Genomic DNA, 17,089 nt, shown 5'->3' with positions numbered 1-17,089 from the left:
TCTCTTGCTCCATCCGGGCAATTGACCGCTGAACCGTCTTTGGAGTGACCGCGAGCCTTTCGGCAATTCGCGCTTTCTTCGGCCACGGCATCTCGCCCGGCCTCCACCAATGCTCGATCAAGTGGATCAGCACCGCGAGGTCCGTCGCGTTGATCTTCAAGCGAGCTTGGCCCTGGAGGAGCGCTTTCGGCAGTACGGTATAACCGACGTCGATCGCTTCCTTACCCCACTTTTTGATCAGGACCTTGTCGTCCTTCTTGTCGGCGTCTTCACCCTGCGGCGCTGATGCCTTTCCACTGCCTTCTTCAGTCACATCGGCCTCCTTTGGCTTGTTTGTGACCTGTATTTCGGGCATAAATAGCTGGAAATAAAGGGGCACGACCCCGATCACGTATGGACATATGAGGGCATACGTGTGGACGTTCAAGACCCGGTCCGATCTGGGCAGAGATGTCCACTGAAGTAGAACGCAATCCCGATATAGGATCAGCGGAAAGAGGATGCTGGAGTATAGCCAGATGTCCTGGACAAATTTGTCCATACAAAATGGCTAGACTGCGCTGTCGGGTGGAGTCTGATGCAGCGTCGAGCGGGTCGCACCGACGGTGTCCCGGTCCACTGCATCCCGACGACGGGGCTCTTCGAGACGATCGTCAGGAGCCAGTTTCAAATCGAGGTTGCCCCAGATCGACGGTTTCCGGGTGTCGGGCTTCAGCTTCCGGGACTGCTTGATTTCGACGATAAACGGCTTGGTCTGCTTTGGCATTGTTCCTCCAGGCGACGAATCGCGGTGCAACTCTATCCCGGCATGGTCTTCACGCAAGCGGACCTGGTCGGAGTTTGCCACAATGGTGCAGCGCATCTTCCGTCCGTCGTGCACAGGTGCTTGGAGTTGGCTGAGGCCATTCGCGCTGGGGTTTCCCGTGCGGATCGCCATGGTCGTATCCCTTTTCCGTCTGACAGTGGCTCCATGTGCGGGCTCGATGGGGCATGTCTGACCGGAGACCGGCTTCGCCTCGATCGTATTCCCGCAACGGCGCTCTGAAACTTTCATCCCCTGCCGGCTCCGCCGGCATTCCTCGCGAAACAAGAAAGTGTCTTCACGCCGCCCTCCACGGTGTTTCGGCCTTGTCAGGTGCGGCCCGATCGTCCCCGGCCTGTGCGACTGCCATCGAGGCCGCACTGGAGCGGCCCGATTGAGCAAAAAGGAATGCGACAATGGCTACCATCGGCACCTTCACCTCTACCGAGAACGGCTTTAGCGGTTCGATCCGCACTCTCGCCCTCAACGTCAAGGCCCGCATTGCCCGCATCGAAAATTCCTCCGACAAGGGTCCACAGTTCCGCATCTTTGCAGGAGCCGTCGAACTCGGCGCCGCCTGGCAGAAGCGCTCCGAGCAAACCGACCGCGACTACCTTTCGGTCAAGCTCGACGACCCGAGCTTCCCCGCTCCGATCTACGCCACCCTGACGGAGGTCGAAGGTGAAGACGGCTACCAGCTGATCTGGTCCCGCCCGAGCAGGGACTGAGGACATCGGCCCTGCCGCAAGGCGGGGCTTGCCCCTTGGCCCAGACTCAAGCCGCAGGCAGGTATTGAGCCGCTCGCCGCTCTTTGAATGGCAGTACGAGCCAATGGCACGCGCACTTTCGCACCGAGGGCAACACAAATGGCGCCGATTTACCAGCCCCGCCAATTGCGCATGCCTTCCCTGCAAGCATATGCCTTCTTTTTGTGCGAAGAATTGCACATATACTCATCATCAAAATTGCAAAGGTGAGTCACATGAAAATCGCTGAACGGCTGAAGAGAGCCATTGCAGAGCGCCGCGCTATTCGCGAGCTTTCTGTCCTTGACGACCGCGTCCTGAACGACATCGGCGTCGCGCGTGGGAACATCCGCAGCCTCGTCCGTGGGCTTTAAACTCGTCAATCGCGACGATTGAAAAAGGCCGCGCCAGTGCGACCCTTTTCTTATGCCGGCGATGGCAGCTACTCGGTCGCGATCGACTGGACCGCTCTGGCGATGACCTTAAGAGCGTTCTCGTCGAGTTCGATGATCCCGTCTGACTTTTCGCCAATCGTCTTTGGACTTGCGCCGCTATTATCCCAGATCCAGGCCTTGTCCGCCTGCTCGAGAAACCAGGGGAATTGCTCCAGGGATCTCTGGTAACGCTGGCGGACTTTCTCGTCTGGTACCGGGTGCCCGCCTTTGGCCACCCGAAATTTGATCCGCTCGATCGAGCGTTCCGGGCTGTCGAGCACGACATATAGAAACCAGATTGCAAATCCGAGTGCTTTGGCCGCTTCCACAAGCCGTCGGTACTTGGCGGTCGACAAGACCGTCTCGACGCCGATGGTCTTGTGAACACTGATCGAGGCTTCGAGCCATGCCTCGATGCGTTGGACCGCGGTGAGATTGGCTTCAAGGAGCGGCTTAGCCTCTACCCTGCTGATACGCGCAGCGAGAAGGTCGGGATTTACGATCCAGACGGATCGACCTTCCATTTCCAGGTCGGCATTCGCGTATACACTGCTTTTGCCTGATCCGTTTGGCCCTGCGATGATCAGGAAAACTGGCTGCTCAGTCCTGGACGGGAGCACGATCACGCACGCCGGTTACAGCCTTGTTGTCACGGCGCGCCTTATCGACATTCTTGCTAAAAACATAGCTCAGATCTTTCCCGAGCGTCTTACTCTGCGCATCGATCGTTCGAACAGTCATGAACTGACCGCTGTCCCCATCCCGCACGCGCTTCTGCGTCACCGCGGTATCACGCGCACCAATTTTGGAATTGCCGAACTTCTTGACGACGACTTTGGCCATGTCTGCTCCAACCTGCTGCCCAAATATAGCAATCATTTTTGGGCACGCAAAGAGCTGCGTTGGATATCCACCCGCGTTCCTACAGCCCAGCCAGGAAAACAGGTGGCGATGGGATGGGGCAGTACGTTCGGTCGATATCCGAGGTCTATCCAGCGCACGCCGCCAAAGCCATATTCTCTTACGCAATTCCCGAGGCTCCATCTGCGGGCTCGATGGGGCATGTCTGACCGGAGACCGGCTGCGCCTCGATCGTCTTCCCGCAACGACAAGGCTTAGATTTCTTACCCCGACGACCTGCGGTCCCCTCCTCGCCCACTAACAAATCTGCGACTTGCCGCCCTCCATTGCATTGCGGCCCTATTGGGTGCGGTTCGATCGTCTCCGGTCTTGTCGACTGCCATCGAGGCCGCGATGGGCGCGGCCCGAACACGAGAAAAGGAATACGACAATGGCGACTATCGGCACCTTCACTTCCGAAAAGAACGGCTTCACCGGCTCCATTCGCACGCTCGCCCTCAACGTCAAGGCACGCATCGCCAGGGTTGAAAATCCCTCCGACAAGGGCCCGCAGTTCCGCGTCTATGCCGGAAGCGTTGAGCTCGGCGCGGCCTGGCAGAAGACCTCCGAGCAAGGCCGCGACTACCTCTCGGTCAAGCTTGACGATCCGAGCTTCCCGGCCCCGATCTACGCAACGCTTGCCGAGGTCGAGGGCGAGGAAGGCCTCCAGCTCATCTGGTCACGCCCGAACCGCGACTGAACGAAGCCGGCCTCGCTCCAAGAGCGGGGCCGAACCAAACTCAAGGCCCTCGAGGGCCGTAGCCGAGCCGTGCGGTTTGCGAAGTCGGGGAGCAATGGGAGAGCTTCGTCCTCCTCGAGAGGTCTGTTGACCTTGGAGAAATGCTGGCACCTCTCCCACGTCGAGGTGACGACCTCGATTCCTCTCTCGAGAACCTCGAAGAAGTACCGCATTGAGCCGGATGGCAAATCCACTCACAAGGTAGTTCGCCGTAGATACCAATCATCAGGTTGCCGTGCAGGTCGGAGAAAGGGGAAACTCCACGACATCGGAATTCTCCGCTGCGGCGCGGCTGATCAGATGCGGATGGTTTCGATGAAGAATGACGGATCGCCTGCCTGGCTTTGTTTCGCGTCCCTCGCTGGAACTGGCGGTTCCCGCATCGATGGACGAGCGGAACGACGGACATGGCGAGACGTTGTTGTTTTCGTGCCGCGGAAGCAATCTGATTGCATGTATAACCGAGCGCTTCTAAGAGCCTCGCGCTGGCACAAGAAGACTTTATAAACTATTTGCGATAAGATTCGAAAAGTGAACAAATGGGAAACGAAAAGTCAGTGAGGACATGGCCCGCAGCGATCTTCTTATCTCCCTTGTAAGGGCTGGAGCAGCCGGCGATCGCGCGACCCTCAAGTCGGCCGCCGAAGCGCTGGTTGCCGAAGAACGTGCAAAAAACCACCACGGCGTTGCCGATCGCCTTGAGCGTGCGCTTGCCGCCGTCAGTGTGACACCCCCTGCCCTGACCTCCAACTCGTCCCAGAGCGGATCCGGAAAAGATACGATCCTCGAACTCGAGCCCCGTATCCAGCTCGATCAGTTGATGTTGCCACTGCCCGTTGAGCAGGGCGGGCGGCAACTGATCGAAGAACATGTCAGGGCGGACGTCCTGCGCGCCCATGGCTATGAGCCGCGACACCGCGTACTCCTGTCTGGGCCGCCGGGCAATGGCAAGACGTCGTTCGCCGAGGCAATAGCGGAATCTCTCGGACTTCCCTTCTTCGTCGTGCGTTACGATGCGCTGATCGGCAGCTACCTTGGCGAGACAAACGCCCGCCTGCGCAAGCTATTCGACTATGTGCGAACCCGGCCAAGCGTGCTCTTCTTTGACGAGTTCGATTCCATTGGCAAGGAGAGAGGCGATACCCACGAGACCGGAGAAATCAAGCGCGTCGTCTCTTTTCTGCTCATGCAGCTCGACCAGCTTCCGAGCTATGTCGTGGTGATGGCGGCGACCAACCATGCCGAGCTCCTGGACCGTGCCGTGTGGCGCCGCTTTCAGATGCGACTGGGCTTTCCCGCGCCGGACCGCTGGCGCATCGAAGGCTTTCTCAATCGGATCATCGCGCAATGGCCAGATCTGCCCAAGGCCACATCGAAGACGATCAGTGGAAAACTGGGTACCGTAAGTTACGCCGAGGCTTTGGATTTCTGCCAAAACGTGCGAAGAAGGCAGATACTTGGCTTGGGGGAGCTTTCTATCGACGACGCTCTGCGTTCAGAGCTAGACCTCTGGGCCACACGCGTGGGACCGGAAATTCTGAATGGCGAGCGATCCGAGCAAACCGATACTGAGACTGCGCCCAAGCGCATCCGCTCCAAGGCAAACCGGCCGACAGGCAAACATACAGAAGCCTGAACCGTTCGGTCGGCAACGGCAAGATCAGCAATTCACCCCAACATTCCAGCGTCTCGCCGACGTCCTTCAGAGGGACCCAAGCGGCCTCGCCCTTCGCGCCGATCCAACGGCGCTCGCGCCGGAGCGGCTGCTCGTCTTCGAGGTGAAGGGCGATATCGCCAATTTTGCCAGTGCGATCAATCGGGTGCCCGGCCTCGAGCTGATCGATGAGGAGGAACTCCCGAGCGACGATGACAAGGCTCCTTTCGCATACCTTCTCGTTCCTGACCTTGTTGCGTTGAGGCAGATCCTGTCTCTCTGGCGCAACTGGCTTGCGGGCCAGGCTCTTCCGACGGGCTACACGCCGTGGCGCGATGTATTCGGGTGCCTTCGCGACTTGCGCGTCTGGGGACCGGCAGATCGTGTGCAGCCGCTGGACGCGCAGATCCTTGAGGAGGAGATTGACGGCCGCGAGGACGGAGAGCTTGTCGCGCTCGAAATCGAGTTGATTTTCCGCGCCGCAGGCAGTGCTGCCGTGGTCAGCGAAACGGCGGTCGTGCAGGCGGTTGCCCAGGCAGGCGGACGAACGATCCATCGGGCTCGGATCGACGACATCGCCTATCATGCTATTCTCGCCGAAATCCCAGTGGCCGCAATCCGGATGGTGATAGCCAGAGATCCGGGAAGTCTCGCCGGCGTCGAGCCGATCATGCATATTCGGCCGCAAAGTGTGGTCACCGGCATCGAGGCCAATGACATCGTCGCACCATTGGCGCCCGTCACGGAGAACCCCGTCAGCCCGGCATCGATCCTTGCCCTCCTCGACGGCGTGCCCGTGGCAAGCCATCCCCTCCTGCGAAGACATCTGAACGTCGAGGATCATTTCGGTCTGGAACCCGATGCACTCGTGTCCGAACGCGTGCATGGCTCTGCTATGGCCTCGCTGATCGTTCATGGCGATCGCAACCGGCCAGAGGCATCCCTTCCCCGCCAGGTCCATTGCATTCCGGTCATGGGAAACAACGATCGCTTCCCTACGGACCGGCTGATCGTTGATCTCATTTATCAGGCCGTCGTGCAAATGCGCGGCGGCCCGCAACCGTCGGCGCCCTGGGTCATCATCGTCAACATCTCGCTTGGCAATACCCGTCGGCCATTCCATGGCCAGCTTTCACCATGGGCGCGCCTTCTGGACCGGTTGGCCTATCGGTTCGGGATCCTGTTTCTCGTCAGCGCGGGAAACGTGACATCCAGTTTCCCGATACCCGCTTTCCAAACCCGCGCCGCATTCGAAGACGCGGTCCATGGCGTGCGGGCCGAAGGTGTTGTCAACGCGATTGCCGCGCTCGTCGCGGACCGGCGACTGCTCTCTCCGTCAGAGACCGTCAACGGACTGACCGTGGGTGGCCGAAACCTGGACTGGGTGACCCCGGCGGACAGGGCGCTGGCGCGCGCCAATGTGAACCCGTACACGCAGCTCGACACCGCCAATCCATCGAGTGCACTCGGTCCGGGTTTTGCCGATTCTGTCAAACCTGACATCCTGATGCCTGCCGCACGAGAACACCTTCGCGTTGTCGGAAGTGGAGGTGGTATTGTCGTCATTCCTGCAGGGGCCGCTCGTGGTGCCGGCCTCAAAGTTGCGGCGCCGCCACGGCCTGGCATGGAGGGGGCAGAAGCGTTCACCAATGGAACAAGCGCTGCAACGGCGCTCGCCTCACGTACTGCCCATCGGATCCATGACGCGCTGGAAACAGCTTACGGCGCCGACTTTCTGAACCTGTCGGGCACGCATCGCGCAGTGCTGATCAAGGCACTTCTCGTGCATCCTGCCCGATGGCCGCAAGAAGCTGCGGCTCTGGTCAAGAGGCTGGTCGGCCCGTTCGGTCAAGGTCAGGCGTCGCGCCAGAAAGACAATATCCGCAGGTTCTTCGGTTACGGCGTCTACGACACGGACGACGCTGTCTCCTGCGCATCCGATCGCGCCACTTTCTGGTGTGTGGGCGATCTCGCGCGCGAGCGCAGTGTCGACGTCGTCGTTCCGATCCCCGCCGTCATGGGCGGTCAGGCCCGCTTTCATTCTTTTTCGGCAACACTCGCCTGGTTCACGCCCGTGCTTCCAGGTCGAAAATCCTATCGCGGCGTCAAGATGAAAATCCTAGCGCCTGACGACATGACCGATCTGGCCGTGAAGGGTTCGGGGAGCCAGCCCGACCAGAACCAGACCAATCGCGGCACGGTGTTCACCCGTCATTGGGGCGGCGACCGAGCGGCCGTCGTCGCCGAGGGCATGACGATCACGCTCAAAATCCAGCGTGAGCCTGATCCTGGTGGTCCGGTCGACGAAGCCGTGCCGTTCGGGTTGGCCGTCTCGCTCGAAATGCCCGGAGAACTGCGTCTATACGACGAGGTTCGTGCCCGGATACAGCCCAGACCGCCGCAACGCGTTTCGCCGTGAAGCCGCAAAGCGTGTCACTAAAGCCTGATGTGACGCTGGGACCTGGTCGAAATAGGCCCAGCTCTCGTCAGATTCCTTTGCCCATCACCGTGGCTCCATCTGCGGGCTCGATGGGGCATGTCTGACCGGAGACCGGCTGCGCCTCGATCGTCTTCCCGCAACGACAAGGCTTAGATTTCTTACCCCGACGACCTGCGGTCCCCTCCTCGCCCACTAACAAATCTGCGACTTGCCGCCCTCCATTGCATTGCGGCCCTATTGGGTGCGGTTCGATCGTCTCCGGTCTTGTCGACTGCCATCGAGGCCGCGATGGGCGCGGCCCGAACACGAGAAAAGGAATACGACAATGGCAACCATCGGCACCTTCACCTCCGAAAAGAACGGCTTCACCGGCTCCATTCGCACGCTTGCCCTCAACGTCAAGGCACGCATCGCGCGGGTTGAGAACCCCTCCGACAAGGGCCCGCAGTTCCGCGTCTATGCCGGAAGCGTCGAGCTCGGCGCCGCCTGGCAGAAGACCTCCGAGCAAGGCCGCGACTACCTCTCGGTCAAGCTCGACGATCCGAGCTTCCCTGCCCCGATCTACGCAACGCTCGCCGAGGTCGAAGGCGAAGATGGCCTACAGCTCATCTGGTCCCGCCCGAACCGCGACTGATCAGGATCACGAGGCTCCGCCATCGGCGGGGCCTTCTCTCCTGCCGAGAGATCAAAGCCGGATCTGGCATCGAGCCAGGCCCGGCTTTTTGGTGGCATACGGTGAGCGGGGAAGCTGCTCAGAATGCATGATTGTGCCAAGCGGCGACGCCGGCCTCAAGGATGAGCGGTTCCCCCAATTTGTTTCACCAGCCCTTGAGGGCAGCTTCCGCAAATCGGCTCCCCCACTCCCCGGCTCTGCCGGTCGCTGGCGCGATCCCTGACCCCGCCATCCCCTCTCGGACCGGTCGGTCATCTTTCACAAACGTCAAGGAGACGAAGATGACCTACGAACTCGAAATCCAGATCGAAGAACTGCGGGCCGAGCTCCGCAACGCTGTCGATGGCGCCGAGCGCCGTCAAATCGAGGCCGAACTCGACATCGCCCAGGCGGAGTTGATCGTCGCTGCCGCCGAGCTGGACGGTCTTGCGGAAAGCGAACCGCCCTTCTGAGGCGGCTTCCATCGTCCGTCGTCTTCGAAGTCGAGCTGCCGCAATTCTCCTGTCGATCCCATTTCATCGACATAGGGAATGATGCGGATCGTGCGTCCCGCCGCAACCTGATGCCGGCAGAATTTTCCCCGCCTTCGGCTCCTCGCGCAGCAAAATTCAGCCGTCGTCAGGTCCTCCGCTGCGCTGCGGCCGTCCCGGTGCGGCGCTCCTTCCCGATCCGCATTTCATCCCCGCGACGAAACGCAATCGACAGGAGAAATCATATGCAACAGCTCGCCAAGTTCTTGACTGCAACCGGCCGCCGCCTCCGCACCCTCGCCGAGGTGATCTGTCACTTTTTCCGCAAGGGCAAGCTCGGCTTGAAGATCGCGATCAAGATCCCGTTCTTCGTTGATATCGAGGTGAATTTCGAGACCGATTGGAACCGACGGACCTAACCGCCATATCGGCCCGGTTCGCCGGGTCGGTCTTCCTACCTCAACACCACGGCTCCCGTCGGCCGCTCCAGGTTCTGGCGAGGCCCTCCGAAACCAGAACGTCGCCCAGGCTCCGGCCGTCTCTGATCAGCACTCGAAGCTTGCGACCATACCGGTCGGCATCGCGACCAGGCCAAGCTTTGAGTTCGAATGGACCCTCGTTGATCAGCTCGAGCATTCTGTCGGTGGCGCGGTTTCCGAGGGCGAGCTCCGATGAGCACTTCGGTTCACTCACCTCCGGTGTGTCGATATCGGCGATACGGATCTTCTGGCCATTGAACCAGATCGTGTCCCCGTCAACGACGCATGCCTTACGCGAGCCAGTAGCACACATTCGGAATGGCAGGCTTACTTTGGATCCGGCTTCGCTCGCGTAGGCTTTGTTGCCGATCAAGGGGTGGGTAGCTGGAGCAATGACGAAGATCGCCACCTGGATCATTCTGACAAAGCGCCACATCTGCCGACGTACGACACCTTCTGATCTGCAGTTCATGCGTAGTCCTTGAATTGGGCGCCGTTTATCAGCTGTTGTTCAGCGGATGTTGGAGGACCGCTGCGTAACCGCGCCGCTTCTTCTGCCGGAGGAGATCGAGAAAGAGCACCACTGCCTCTTGCTCCGTTTCGAAATGGTGGCTCATAGTCTGCCCCGTCGTTCCGATACGCCCCCAACACCGTGTCAGGCAAGCCTCTCCAAAAAGGTTCGGGTCGATGGACATCGAATAGAAGCGGGCCATGTTTTTCGTGGCGTCCGATCTTTCGATGTAGAGATGGTAGGGCTGGGTGATCATTCCGGCATGATCACGCTTCCCGAAACTGCCGTCCAACGAGAGTTTTGAATCGCTCGGACGCCATTGATTCATTTCCGTGATGTGGAGATGCGGATGAATTCGGTCGGTCCGCCTTCGGCGTGCGGCTCTATTCGCTGGCGCGAACGAAGCCCGCAGGCGGTCTTCGCCCATTCGGGTCACGATCCTCCCGCGAGCAATAGGTACGGCTCCTTCGCGCCAACACCGGACATGGTAATTGCTCCGCGTTCAAACAGGAAGTGCAAACGTCTGCTTGATGACCTCGCTCGGAACATCCGTCTTCACTGACTGAATACCGTTCTTCCGCGTCAGGTGCGTGGACTGAAAACGACGGTAGTCGTCGAGATCGGCGACAACTACGCGCAGCAGCGCGTCACTTTCCCCAAGCATGATGTAGCATTCGACCACCTCTGGGAGACGCCGCATTGCCGCGATGAAAAGGTCGATTGTCTCGGCATCCTGCGCCGTGAGCCAGACGCGCGCGAACATCGACAAAGGAAGGCCGACCTTGGCCTGATCAACGACGGCGACGTATCGCTTGATTACTCCTGCTTCCTCCAGAGCCTTCACGCGCCGAAGACAAGGGGAAGGCGACAGGCCGACCTCCTTGGCCAGCTCGATGTTCTGCATCCTGCCGTCACGTTGAAGAGCTTTCAGGATGCGCCTATCGATCTCATCGAGCTTGTAGATCATGAAAATACACCCTTCATTGGCAGTCGATGCCAAAATATCTGCTTTATCAGCAATATTAGCAACCCGATTGCGCTCACGTCGCGATACAACATCGGCATGAACACACATCTGCTTCTCCTCTTCTCCGCCACGGTTCTGCCGCTGATCTGCACGCCTGGTCCTGACATGCTCTTCATCGCGTCCCAGGCCGTGTCCGGGGGGGCAAAAGCAGGGCTGCGGGCAACGCTCGGCGTGGTGCTGGGCTACGGCGTTCATTCCCTTCTGGTCGCCCTTGGACTTGCCGCCGTCGTCGCCGCCTCTCCCGTGCTGTTCGAGGCGATCAGATGGATCGGCATCGCCTACCTGCTCTACCTCGCCTACACGCTCATCAGATCAGCCATGCAGTCTCATGGCATTACCGTGTCCGGACGGAAGGTCGAGAATCAGCTTTCGAAGGGTTTCTTGACGGCGCTCCTGAATCCCAAAGGCATGATGATCTATGTCGCCATCCTCCCCCAATTCATGGACCATCAGGGCAATGTGACCCTGCAGGCTGTAACTCTGTCGCTTGCTTTCATGTTCTGGTACGGCGTCGTCTACACGATCCTGAGCCTAGCCCTATCCCGTCTCGGCGGTGGCAATCTCAGTGACAAGAAGCGTCGGCTGATCGACGGCACGGCGGGCGGAATGATCCTGCTGGCCGCTGGGTTCATGGCATCTGCACAGCGTTAGCCGATGACCGGTTTGGGCCGAGGGCGGCCTTCCGCTTCGCGCCAACACCGGACATTGTGCCCGCCGCAAAAGATGCCCCGAAGTGATCGTAGAGCTGGTAGGCCCTACGACCTTCTACCCCTCAAGATGCATTCATGGCAGCAAAAATGCTGTCGTATGTGCCATCGCGTTCGGCCCAGCGGCGGGCTTGGTCCCGTTCGAGCAACAGCTCGCCACGCGGATGGTCGCCACGCCCGATCATCCCCATCACCTCGGCGACATAGTCCGATAGCGGCATGGCACGCGGGTCCGCCGCCTGCGAGGCGCCGGTAAGTTGGGTTTGAACATATGGCGGGGACAGTTCCAGAACCTCGACCGATGTCCTGCGCAACTGATGGCGCAGCGAGGTTAGCCACGAGTGCAGGAAGGCCTTGCTGGCACAATAGGTCGGGAAATCCGCCCGCGGCAGGAAGGCCAGTGCGGAACTTGTCGCCATGATCGTGGCGGCGGATTGCGCTCTGAGGATGGGCAGGATGGCTGCCGTGACGCGGAGAACCCCAAGGATATTGGTTTCAACGATCGCCGCCGCGTCTGAGCCGTCCCACTCGTCCGACGTCACATCCTCCGTCCGCGAGATGCCTGCATTGGCAATCAGGACATTGGTCTGGGGAAATGCCGCACGGACGTCTTCAGCGAGCTTCGTAACGGAAGCAGGATCTGTCATGTCGGCGGTAAAACCCGCGATACCGGGACGGTCATCGGCGATCTCCGCAATCAGATCCTGGCGGCGTCCGGTGACGATGACGCGATTGCCAAGGTCGTGGAAGCCTTCAGCCAAGGCTCGGCCGATGCCGCTGGTGCCGCCGGTGATGAGGATCGTGTTACCGGTGGTTTTCATTGTCGTTTCCTTTCGATGGTTACAGGAATTTGCCCGGCGCATGGCCGAACGCGGTTCACGGTTGGTTTTGAACGGGAGAAGGGCGTGCCTTACGCGGCTCGAGGCAGTCGCGTGGAGGAGAGGACGCAGAGCGCGAGGCATGTCGCGACTGTGCCGACGATAAAAGGCGAGGCTGCTCCGACCGAGTAGACGGCAAGGCCGACGATCGGTGCCGTGACGCCCAGGGCAATATCGGCGAAGGCGATGAAGTTTCCGACGGCCCGTCCGCGCTGTTCGGCCGGCACGGAGCTGGTGGCGAGAACGCCCATGGCCGGGAATATCAGAGAAAACCCGAGACCGGTCAGCGTTGCGCCCATGACGGCGATGCCGGGAACAGGCGCTGCCCAAAGCAATGCTTGTCCAAGGGCCTCAACTGCCAGGCAACCAATCGCAACCGGCGCAGCGCCAAAACGATCGGGAAGACCAGGGGCCACCAGGCGCACCAGGATATAGGCCGCGCTGAACCCGAATAGCGCCAGCCCCGCCTGCGACCAGCCGCGAGCCTCGAAGGCCAGGGCGAGGAAGGAGACCATGCCGGCGAAGGGAACAGTCGCCAGGGCCAGAACAAGGCCTGGCTTCCAGATCAACGCTATCACATGATGAAACGGCACGCGTTGGCCGCCGGATGCCGGTACGGCCGTCAGCCTCATGGCGATGAGCCATGCTGCTACGGGAGCAACGACGGTCATCGCGCTGACGGCGGAAAACCCATAACGGGACTGCAACGCAAGGCCGATCGGCGAGCCAAGGCCGAGCGCCGCATAGATCGCGATGCCCGACCACGACATCACCTTGCCGGTCTTCGCCGCTCCGACGCGCGCAATCCCCCAGCTCATCAGACCCGTCAGGAACAGGCTTTCACCGAGGCCCATGAAAATCCGGCCAAGCAAAAGGAGCGCGATACTCAATCCTGTGATGCTGGACAGTCCCGCGGCGAGATATGCCATGCCGGAGCAGGCGGCCAGCGGCAGGCCGACCATGGCGGCAAAGCGGGGACCGCGCTGGTCGCAAAGGGTTCCGGCCTGATGACGGGTCAAGACGGTGACGACAGACTGGAGGCCGATCAACATGCCGATCGTCGTAGGACTTGCCTTCAGGTGACCGCCCATTTCGAGCGGCAGAGCGGCCAGAGGCATGCTGGCGGCCAGGAAGCCCAGGAACACCGCGGTGGCGACAGGTGCTATTGCGGAAAAAACTGTTGGTTTCGTATCGCTGGATACGGCGTAATTAATCGTCATCTCGATCTCCTTGAGGACCGAGATCTCCCAGCGGGGGTCCTCTCGGCAAGGCTGCGTTGGATGACGGTAACGCCTACGGCAGTGTGACTGCTGATCTGCTCGTACCTACGCCCAATGTACTTGTCAACTTGGACACGAGCTTGGATGTCGCGTAAGTCCTAAATTCCACGACAAAAGCACCAAGATTGAACCTTCAGGGAAATCTTCGTCGCGAAAATCACTCGCACAAGCCAGTGTTTTGAGAGTGATATTTGCGACGACCAGTGACTGATTTGGGCCGAAAACGGATGGCCGTATATTGCAGGTGAGCAACATCGTTCGGCCGGCATGCGTAAGTTCGTTAGTGCCCATCGCGTTGGTGTCGCCGCTCCACGTCGGTGCCTTGCGCTTGTCATTGCGCAACGCCCATGAAAAGAAGCCGGCGAGCCAATTTCGGGAGACGCAGATGGAAGACGAAATCCAGATTGGTAACCGCGGGGACTTCGGTCTCTGGGCGATCGAGGTGGCCAAGCAGATTGTCGCGGATCAGGGGTATGAACTTGCGCGTGCTGCTCGCGATGGCTCTGAGGACGACGTTCGCGTCGCTGGCAACGCTCTCGGCCAAGCCATCACCAACGCGATGATGGAGGTTTTCGACGGACTGACCGAAGGGGTCTCCGACGAGTAGACGGCTTTCTGAAGCAGAATGCCTCGGTCGGGGACAGTCGGTCCCGGCTTCCGCTAACGCGGCGCTATGCTAAGCCTCCTGCGGCTGCCCCATATCCGACCGAAGCATGACGAGAATTCCCGAAATCACGCCCTGGCGGTCGTCGCTATGCTGATTTCTCCGATGCTCTTCATTGTTCATGGGCTGGCGCTTCGCGCGGCAAAAACCTGCTTCGCTCAACGCAAGCTGTCATATCTTTCCGACGGAACCAGATGGCACGCCCGCACCTCAGCGGCGGATTGCCTGCCGTGAACACGATCTGCTCGTCCGCCCTCATGCGCAGCACTTCGTGTGGCTGGATGAGTGGCCGGGCTGCGAGCTGTTTCGAGCGCGTCCGCGACGACCCGCGCGACTGGAAGCTACGGCTGACCTGATCGATCTCGACCGTCGTCATGCCGCAGCGGCGAGAGATGTAATCGGCGGTTTCCGGATCGTTGATGGCCGCGAAACTGATCCAGCTTGCGCTCTCGAACCACTTGCTGGAGGCGTCGCGCCCGCCATAGGTTTCGCGCAATTGGCCGATCGATTGATAAATCATCGTCAGCGTGATGCCATACTTTCGACCGGCATCGCGCGCGGTCTCCAGAATGCGCATGTAGCCAAGGCGGGCGACCTCATCGAGGAGGAAGAGGGCGCGGCCATCCATCGCGCCATCGCGATTGTAGATCGCGTTTAGAAACGAGCCGATCACGACGCGCGCCAATCCGCTGTGGGTCTCCAGCGTCTTCAGGTCGATATTGATGAACACGTCTGTTTTGCCCGACGCGATATCCTCGGTTCGGAATGTCGATCCCGACACAAGTGCTGCATAGTTCTGGTACGAAAGCCAATGCGTTTCCTTGATCGCGTTGGCATAGACGCCGGAGAAGGTCTCGGGCGTCATGTTGACGAAGGCGGCGACGTTCTCCTTCACGAACTCCGATTCCGAATTGTCGTAGATATCCTGCAGGCGCTGTCGCAGCTTCGGCTCGGGTTCCGACAGATTGCTGCGCACTTGGCGCAGCGTTTGCTGCTCCTTGGGTGTGTGCCCGGACAGGCAGACATCGGCGATGATCGCCGTCAGGAGCTGCAAGCCTGAGGCACGGAAAAAGTCGTCTCGGACCCCGCTCGCGCGACCGCTATCGCTCATGATCCATGATGCGACAGAGGCGATGTCCTCCTCCTTCGTACCGCCGAATTGACCTACCCAGTCGAGGGCGTTGAAGCCGGTCGCGGGTTTGCGTGGATCGAGGATCCTGACCCGCCGCCCTGCCCCCTCGCGATGCCTCGAGACCATGGGCGCGACTTCGTTGGAAGGGTCGAGCACAATGAGCGAGCCTCCCCATTTCAGAGCCGTCGGGATCGTGACGGAGGTCGTCTTGTAGCCGCCCGATCCAGCGAAGACGATACCGTGGGAGGAGCCGAACGATCCGTCGAAGCAGAGCAGCGGAGACTTGCCCCCAGCACCCCACGTCTCGCTGGTATCCGCACCGAACGAAACGCCGGCACCGCTGTCGCGGTCGACACGGTACCGCTCGCCGACCACAATGCCGCCAGTTGTCGGGAACAGCTTGTCGGCTTCGACTAAGGTCATCCAATCGGCCTCTCCGTGCAAGGCGCGTTTGCCAGTGATGCGTTTCGGTGCGGCCGGTGTGAAAGCGGCGTTGCCCACGATTGCCACGCGCACTGCAAAGCAGCCGGACATCAGTGCTGCAGCAGCGCCGATCATGGTCGATGGATCCAGATAGGACAGCGCGGATTTGTCCGCTGGTACCTGGGAGGAAAGCGCTGCAAGTCGCACGCCTTCCCGCAAGCAAGCCATCAAGATGACCGCAGCGCTTCCGATCGCAGCCCCGACGCCTGCGGCGCGAATGCTTGCCGATCCAGCTGTAGCAAACAACAATATCAGGCTGAGCCCAGCCGCCACTATGTAGGGTGCTGCGAGCCCTGCGCGACCAAGTGCAAGCTTTGCCGCCTCGGTCTTCCCGAAGCCGGCAAGCCAGGTCTCGATGCCGGTGAGAGCGAACAGAGCCGCGCCCATGATGGCCACAGGCATAAGAACGAGAACGATCTTATTCGCCTTCATTGCCGAAAGCCTCCGCCCCGATCGCCGTCAATCGTGATCGCTCATGGCCGTCGGACTTCAGCCGGCGCTGCAGGTCTATCAATGCGCCGAGCAGAAGCGCCCGCTTCTCGAACCGGAGACCAGCTTTGACGATGAGGCCACCGAGCTCGATCTTGTCGCGCGTGTCCTTCTTCCGGGCGTCGGACGTTGCGTTCCTGCTCATCCGCTCAAGCCTCGCCAACGCCGCCCGAAGTCGAGCCAGACGCGAGCGCCTCGGTCTGCCCGCTGCCCGTGCTGCTGTCGCCCGCCCCTTTCCTTCCGCTCGTGCTGGACTTGCCTCCGCGAAAGCGTTTCGCCAGTTCCTCGAACGCTGCCTGAAACTCGGTCTCCTCAATTTCGATCTCGCCAAGGCCTGCCCGGAGCGCAATGCGACCGATGCGCTCGGCCTCTCTCGTTTCCGCGTGCTTGAGCTGCTCCTGGAGTTTGGCGATTTCTTCGCGGATCTTGGAGGATGGCTTCTTCATCTCTGGATTGTCCTCTATTGCTGCATGACGTGGTTCACGCAGCCAGAGTCGTTCAGATCGGCGTGCCGATCTACTAACAGAAATGCGAGTAGGCGGAGCCTACGCTTTTGAGCATCATCCCGTCCGTTCGCAAGG

At 60.3% G+C, this 17,089-nt stretch carries 22 protein-coding genes; 10 read left to right on the top strand and 12 right to left on the bottom strand.

Annotated elements, in window-relative coordinates:
* A partial coding sequence (locus U8330_RS20730) for a helix-turn-helix domain-containing protein (RefSeq protein ID WP_323107467.1) occupies positions 1 to 313 on the bottom strand: 313 nt, incomplete at its 3' end.
* Positions 314 to 550: 237 nt separating this feature from the next.
* The gene (locus U8330_RS22450; protein ID WP_416236946.1) at positions 551 to 937 is read right to left on the bottom strand and encodes a hypothetical protein; all 387 of its coding nucleotides are present in this window, start codon (positions 935 to 937) and stop codon (positions 551 to 553) included.
* A 281-nt stretch (positions 938 to 1,218) separates the two neighbouring features.
* Here U8330_RS22450 and U8330_RS20720 point away from each other — a divergent pair, with 281 nt between their 5' ends.
* Together U8330_RS20720 and U8330_RS20715 are read left to right on the top strand one after the other, a co-directional pair.
* Complete coding sequence (locus U8330_RS20720) at positions 1,219 to 1,530, top strand: DUF736 domain-containing protein (RefSeq protein WP_323107466.1); 312 nt, start codon at positions 1,219 to 1,221, stop codon at positions 1,528 to 1,530.
* A 254-nt stretch (positions 1,531 to 1,784) separates the two neighbouring features.
* Positions 1,785 to 1,922, top strand: a complete 138-nt coding sequence (locus U8330_RS20715; RefSeq protein WP_323107465.1) for a DUF1127 domain-containing protein — start codon at positions 1,785 to 1,787, stop codon at positions 1,920 to 1,922.
* Between the two features lie 68 nt (positions 1,923 to 1,990).
* Here the strand turns inward: U8330_RS20715 and U8330_RS20710 are convergent, their stop codons facing one another.
* Both U8330_RS20710 and U8330_RS20705 read right to left on the bottom strand, forming a co-directional pair.
* Complete coding sequence (locus tag U8330_RS20710) at positions 1,991 to 2,608, bottom strand: zeta toxin family protein (RefSeq protein ID WP_323107464.1); 618 nt, start codon at positions 2,606 to 2,608, stop codon at positions 1,991 to 1,993.
* The gene (locus U8330_RS20705; protein WP_323107463.1) at positions 2,583 to 2,825 is read right to left on the bottom strand and encodes a hypothetical protein; all 243 of its coding nucleotides are present in this window, start codon (positions 2,823 to 2,825) and stop codon (positions 2,583 to 2,585) included. Before U8330_RS20705 ends, U8330_RS20710 begins: the two co-directional genes overlap by 26 nt.
* Positions 2,826 to 3,273: 448 nt before the next feature.
* Here U8330_RS20705 and U8330_RS20700 point away from each other — a divergent pair, with 448 nt between their 5' ends.
* The 6 genes from U8330_RS20700 to U8330_RS20675 all read left to right on the top strand — a co-directional run bounded on the left by U8330_RS20700 (position 3,274) and on the right by U8330_RS20675 (position 9,277).
* Entirely contained in the window at positions 3,274 to 3,582 is a 309-nt protein-coding gene (locus tag U8330_RS20700; RefSeq protein ID WP_056320183.1) for a DUF736 domain-containing protein, read from the top strand.
* A gap of 604 nt (positions 3,583 to 4,186) precedes the next feature.
* Positions 4,187 to 5,257: an ATP-binding protein gene (locus U8330_RS20695; RefSeq protein ID WP_323107462.1), complete on the top strand. Its 1,071-nt coding sequence runs from the start codon at positions 4,187 to 4,189 to the stop codon at positions 5,255 to 5,257.
* Positions 5,163 to 7,694, top strand: a complete 2,532-nt coding sequence (locus U8330_RS20690; protein ID WP_323107461.1) for a S8 family peptidase — start codon at positions 5,163 to 5,165, stop codon at positions 7,692 to 7,694. The genes U8330_RS20695 and U8330_RS20690 overlap by 95 nt, the downstream gene beginning before the upstream one ends.
* A gap of 346 nt (positions 7,695 to 8,040) precedes the next feature.
* Positions 8,041 to 8,349: a DUF736 domain-containing protein gene (locus tag U8330_RS20685; RefSeq protein WP_323107460.1), complete on the top strand. Its 309-nt coding sequence runs from the start codon at positions 8,041 to 8,043 to the stop codon at positions 8,347 to 8,349.
* Positions 8,350 to 8,669: 320 nt separating this feature from the next.
* Positions 8,670 to 8,840 carry a hypothetical protein gene (locus U8330_RS20680; protein WP_323107459.1) on the top strand — a complete coding sequence of 57 codons (171 nt, stop codon included), beginning with the start codon at positions 8,670 to 8,672 and terminating at the stop codon, positions 8,838 to 8,840.
* A 263-nt stretch (positions 8,841 to 9,103) separates the two neighbouring features.
* A complete protein-coding gene (locus U8330_RS20675; RefSeq protein WP_323107458.1) occupies positions 9,104 to 9,277 on the top strand; it encodes a hypothetical protein in 174 nt (57 codons plus the stop codon).
* Positions 9,278 to 9,317: 40 nt separating this feature from the next.
* On the opposite strand, the gene U8330_RS20670 is transcribed toward U8330_RS20675, so the two are convergent.
* From U8330_RS20670 to U8330_RS20660, 3 genes are all read right to left on the bottom strand, one after another.
* Positions 9,318 to 9,809 carry a thermonuclease family protein gene (locus U8330_RS20670; protein WP_323107457.1) on the bottom strand — a complete coding sequence of 164 codons (492 nt, stop codon included), beginning with the start codon at positions 9,807 to 9,809 and terminating at the stop codon, positions 9,318 to 9,320.
* Positions 9,810 to 9,837: 28 nt separating this feature from the next.
* Positions 9,838 to 10,275, bottom strand: a complete 438-nt coding sequence (locus U8330_RS20665; RefSeq protein WP_323107456.1) for a WGR domain-containing protein — start codon at positions 10,273 to 10,275, stop codon at positions 9,838 to 9,840.
* 75 nt (positions 10,276 to 10,350) lie between these two features.
* A complete protein-coding gene (locus tag U8330_RS20660; RefSeq protein ID WP_323107477.1) occupies positions 10,351 to 10,815 on the bottom strand; it encodes an Lrp/AsnC family transcriptional regulator in 465 nt (154 codons plus the stop codon).
* Positions 10,816 to 10,911: 96 nt separating this feature from the next.
* On the opposite strand from U8330_RS20660, the gene U8330_RS20655 reads away from it, so the two are divergent.
* Positions 10,912 to 11,526, top strand: a complete 615-nt coding sequence (locus tag U8330_RS20655) for a LysE family translocator (protein WP_323107455.1) — start codon at positions 10,912 to 10,914, stop codon at positions 11,524 to 11,526.
* A gap of 121 nt (positions 11,527 to 11,647) precedes the next feature.
* Here the strand turns inward: U8330_RS20655 and U8330_RS20650 are convergent, their stop codons facing one another.
* A complete protein-coding gene (locus U8330_RS20650) occupies positions 11,648 to 12,403 on the bottom strand; it encodes an SDR family oxidoreductase (protein WP_323107454.1) in 756 nt (251 codons plus the stop codon).
* Between the two features lie 89 nt (positions 12,404 to 12,492).
* Positions 12,493 to 13,680, bottom strand: a complete 1,188-nt coding sequence (locus tag U8330_RS20645) for an MFS transporter (protein ID WP_323107453.1) — start codon at positions 13,678 to 13,680, stop codon at positions 12,493 to 12,495.
* A 445-nt stretch (positions 13,681 to 14,125) separates the two neighbouring features.
* Here U8330_RS20645 and U8330_RS20640 point away from each other — a divergent pair, with 445 nt between their 5' ends.
* On the top strand, positions 14,126 to 14,347 hold the full coding sequence (locus U8330_RS20640; RefSeq protein WP_323107452.1) for a hypothetical protein: 222 nt from the start codon (positions 14,126 to 14,128) through the stop codon (positions 14,345 to 14,347).
* A gap of 169 nt (positions 14,348 to 14,516) precedes the next feature.
* Here U8330_RS20640 and traG read toward each other — a convergent pair whose 3' ends face one another.
* The 3 genes from traG to traC are packed head-to-tail and all read right to left on the bottom strand — an operon-like array spanning position 14,517 to position 16,954.
* Positions 14,517 to 16,451 carry a Ti-type conjugative transfer system protein TraG gene (traG, locus tag U8330_RS20635; protein WP_323107451.1) on the bottom strand — a complete coding sequence of 645 codons (1,935 nt, stop codon included), beginning with the start codon at positions 16,449 to 16,451 and terminating at the stop codon, positions 14,517 to 14,519.
* The gene (gene traD, locus U8330_RS20630) at positions 16,438 to 16,653 is read right to left on the bottom strand and encodes a type IV conjugative transfer system coupling protein TraD (RefSeq protein WP_113376220.1); all 216 of its coding nucleotides are present in this window, start codon (positions 16,651 to 16,653) and stop codon (positions 16,438 to 16,440) included. The genes traG and traD overlap by 14 nt, the downstream gene beginning before the upstream one ends.
* 4 nt (positions 16,654 to 16,657) lie before the next feature.
* Entirely contained in the window at positions 16,658 to 16,954 is a 297-nt protein-coding gene (gene traC / locus U8330_RS20625; RefSeq protein WP_323107450.1) for a conjugal transfer protein TraC, read from the bottom strand.
* Positions 16,955 to 17,089: the final 135 nt, after the last annotated feature.

The sequence above is a fragment of the Rhizobium sp. CC-YZS058 genome (assembly GCF_034720595.1).
Classification (GTDB): Bacteria; Pseudomonadota; Alphaproteobacteria; order Rhizobiales; family Rhizobiaceae; genus Ferranicluibacter.
The sequence above is the reverse complement of the archived record's forward strand: the minus strand, read 5'-3'. Positions and strand labels throughout refer to the sequence as shown.

Excerpts from the sequence above, each read along its gene's own strand:
- U8330_RS22450 (WP_416236946.1), bottom strand. The coding sequence starts at position 937 with ATGGCGATCCGCACGGGAAACCCCAGCGCGAATGGCCTCAGCCAACTC.
- U8330_RS20720 (WP_323107466.1), top strand. The coding sequence starts at position 1,219 with ATGGCTACCATCGGCACCTTCACCTCTACCGAGAACGGCTTTAGCGGT.
- U8330_RS20715 (WP_323107465.1), top strand. The coding sequence starts at position 1,785 with ATGAAAATCGCTGAACGGCTGAAGAGAGCCATTGCAGAGCGCCGCGCT.
- U8330_RS20705 (WP_323107463.1), bottom strand. The coding sequence starts at position 2,825 with ATGGCCAAAGTCGTCGTCAAGAAGTTCGGCAATTCCAAAATTGGTGCG.
- U8330_RS20700 (WP_056320183.1), top strand. The coding sequence starts at position 3,274 with ATGGCGACTATCGGCACCTTCACTTCCGAAAAGAACGGCTTCACCGGC.
- U8330_RS20695 (WP_323107462.1), top strand. The coding sequence starts at position 4,187 with ATGGCCCGCAGCGATCTTCTTATCTCCCTTGTAAGGGCTGGAGCAGCC.
- U8330_RS20690 (WP_323107461.1), top strand. The coding sequence starts at position 5,163 with ATGGCGAGCGATCCGAGCAAACCGATACTGAGACTGCGCCCAAGCGCA.
- U8330_RS20685 (WP_323107460.1), top strand. The coding sequence starts at position 8,041 with ATGGCAACCATCGGCACCTTCACCTCCGAAAAGAACGGCTTCACCGGC.
- U8330_RS20680 (WP_323107459.1), top strand. The coding sequence starts at position 8,670 with ATGACCTACGAACTCGAAATCCAGATCGAAGAACTGCGGGCCGAGCTC.
- U8330_RS20675 (WP_323107458.1), top strand. The coding sequence starts at position 9,104 with ATGCAACAGCTCGCCAAGTTCTTGACTGCAACCGGCCGCCGCCTCCGC.
- U8330_RS20670 (WP_323107457.1), bottom strand. The coding sequence starts at position 9,809 with ATGAACTGCAGATCAGAAGGTGTCGTACGTCGGCAGATGTGGCGCTTT.
- U8330_RS20665 (WP_323107456.1), bottom strand. The coding sequence starts at position 10,275 with ATGGGCGAAGACCGCCTGCGGGCTTCGTTCGCGCCAGCGAATAGAGCC.
- U8330_RS20660 (WP_323107477.1), bottom strand. The coding sequence starts at position 10,815 with ATGATCTACAAGCTCGATGAGATCGATAGGCGCATCCTGAAAGCTCTT.
- U8330_RS20655 (WP_323107455.1), top strand. The coding sequence starts at position 10,912 with ATGAACACACATCTGCTTCTCCTCTTCTCCGCCACGGTTCTGCCGCTG.
- U8330_RS20650 (WP_323107454.1), bottom strand. The coding sequence starts at position 12,403 with ATGAAAACCACCGGTAACACGATCCTCATCACCGGCGGCACCAGCGGC.
- U8330_RS20645 (WP_323107453.1), bottom strand. The coding sequence starts at position 13,680 with ATGACGATTAATTACGCCGTATCCAGCGATACGAAACCAACAGTTTTT.
- U8330_RS20640 (WP_323107452.1), top strand. The coding sequence starts at position 14,126 with ATGGAAGACGAAATCCAGATTGGTAACCGCGGGGACTTCGGTCTCTGG.
- traG (WP_323107451.1), bottom strand. The coding sequence starts at position 16,451 with ATGAAGGCGAATAAGATCGTTCTCGTTCTTATGCCTGTGGCCATCATG.
- traD (WP_113376220.1), bottom strand. The coding sequence starts at position 16,653 with ATGAGCAGGAACGCAACGTCCGACGCCCGGAAGAAGGACACGCGCGAC.
- traC (WP_323107450.1), bottom strand. The coding sequence starts at position 16,954 with ATGAAGAAGCCATCCTCCAAGATCCGCGAAGAAATCGCCAAACTCCAG.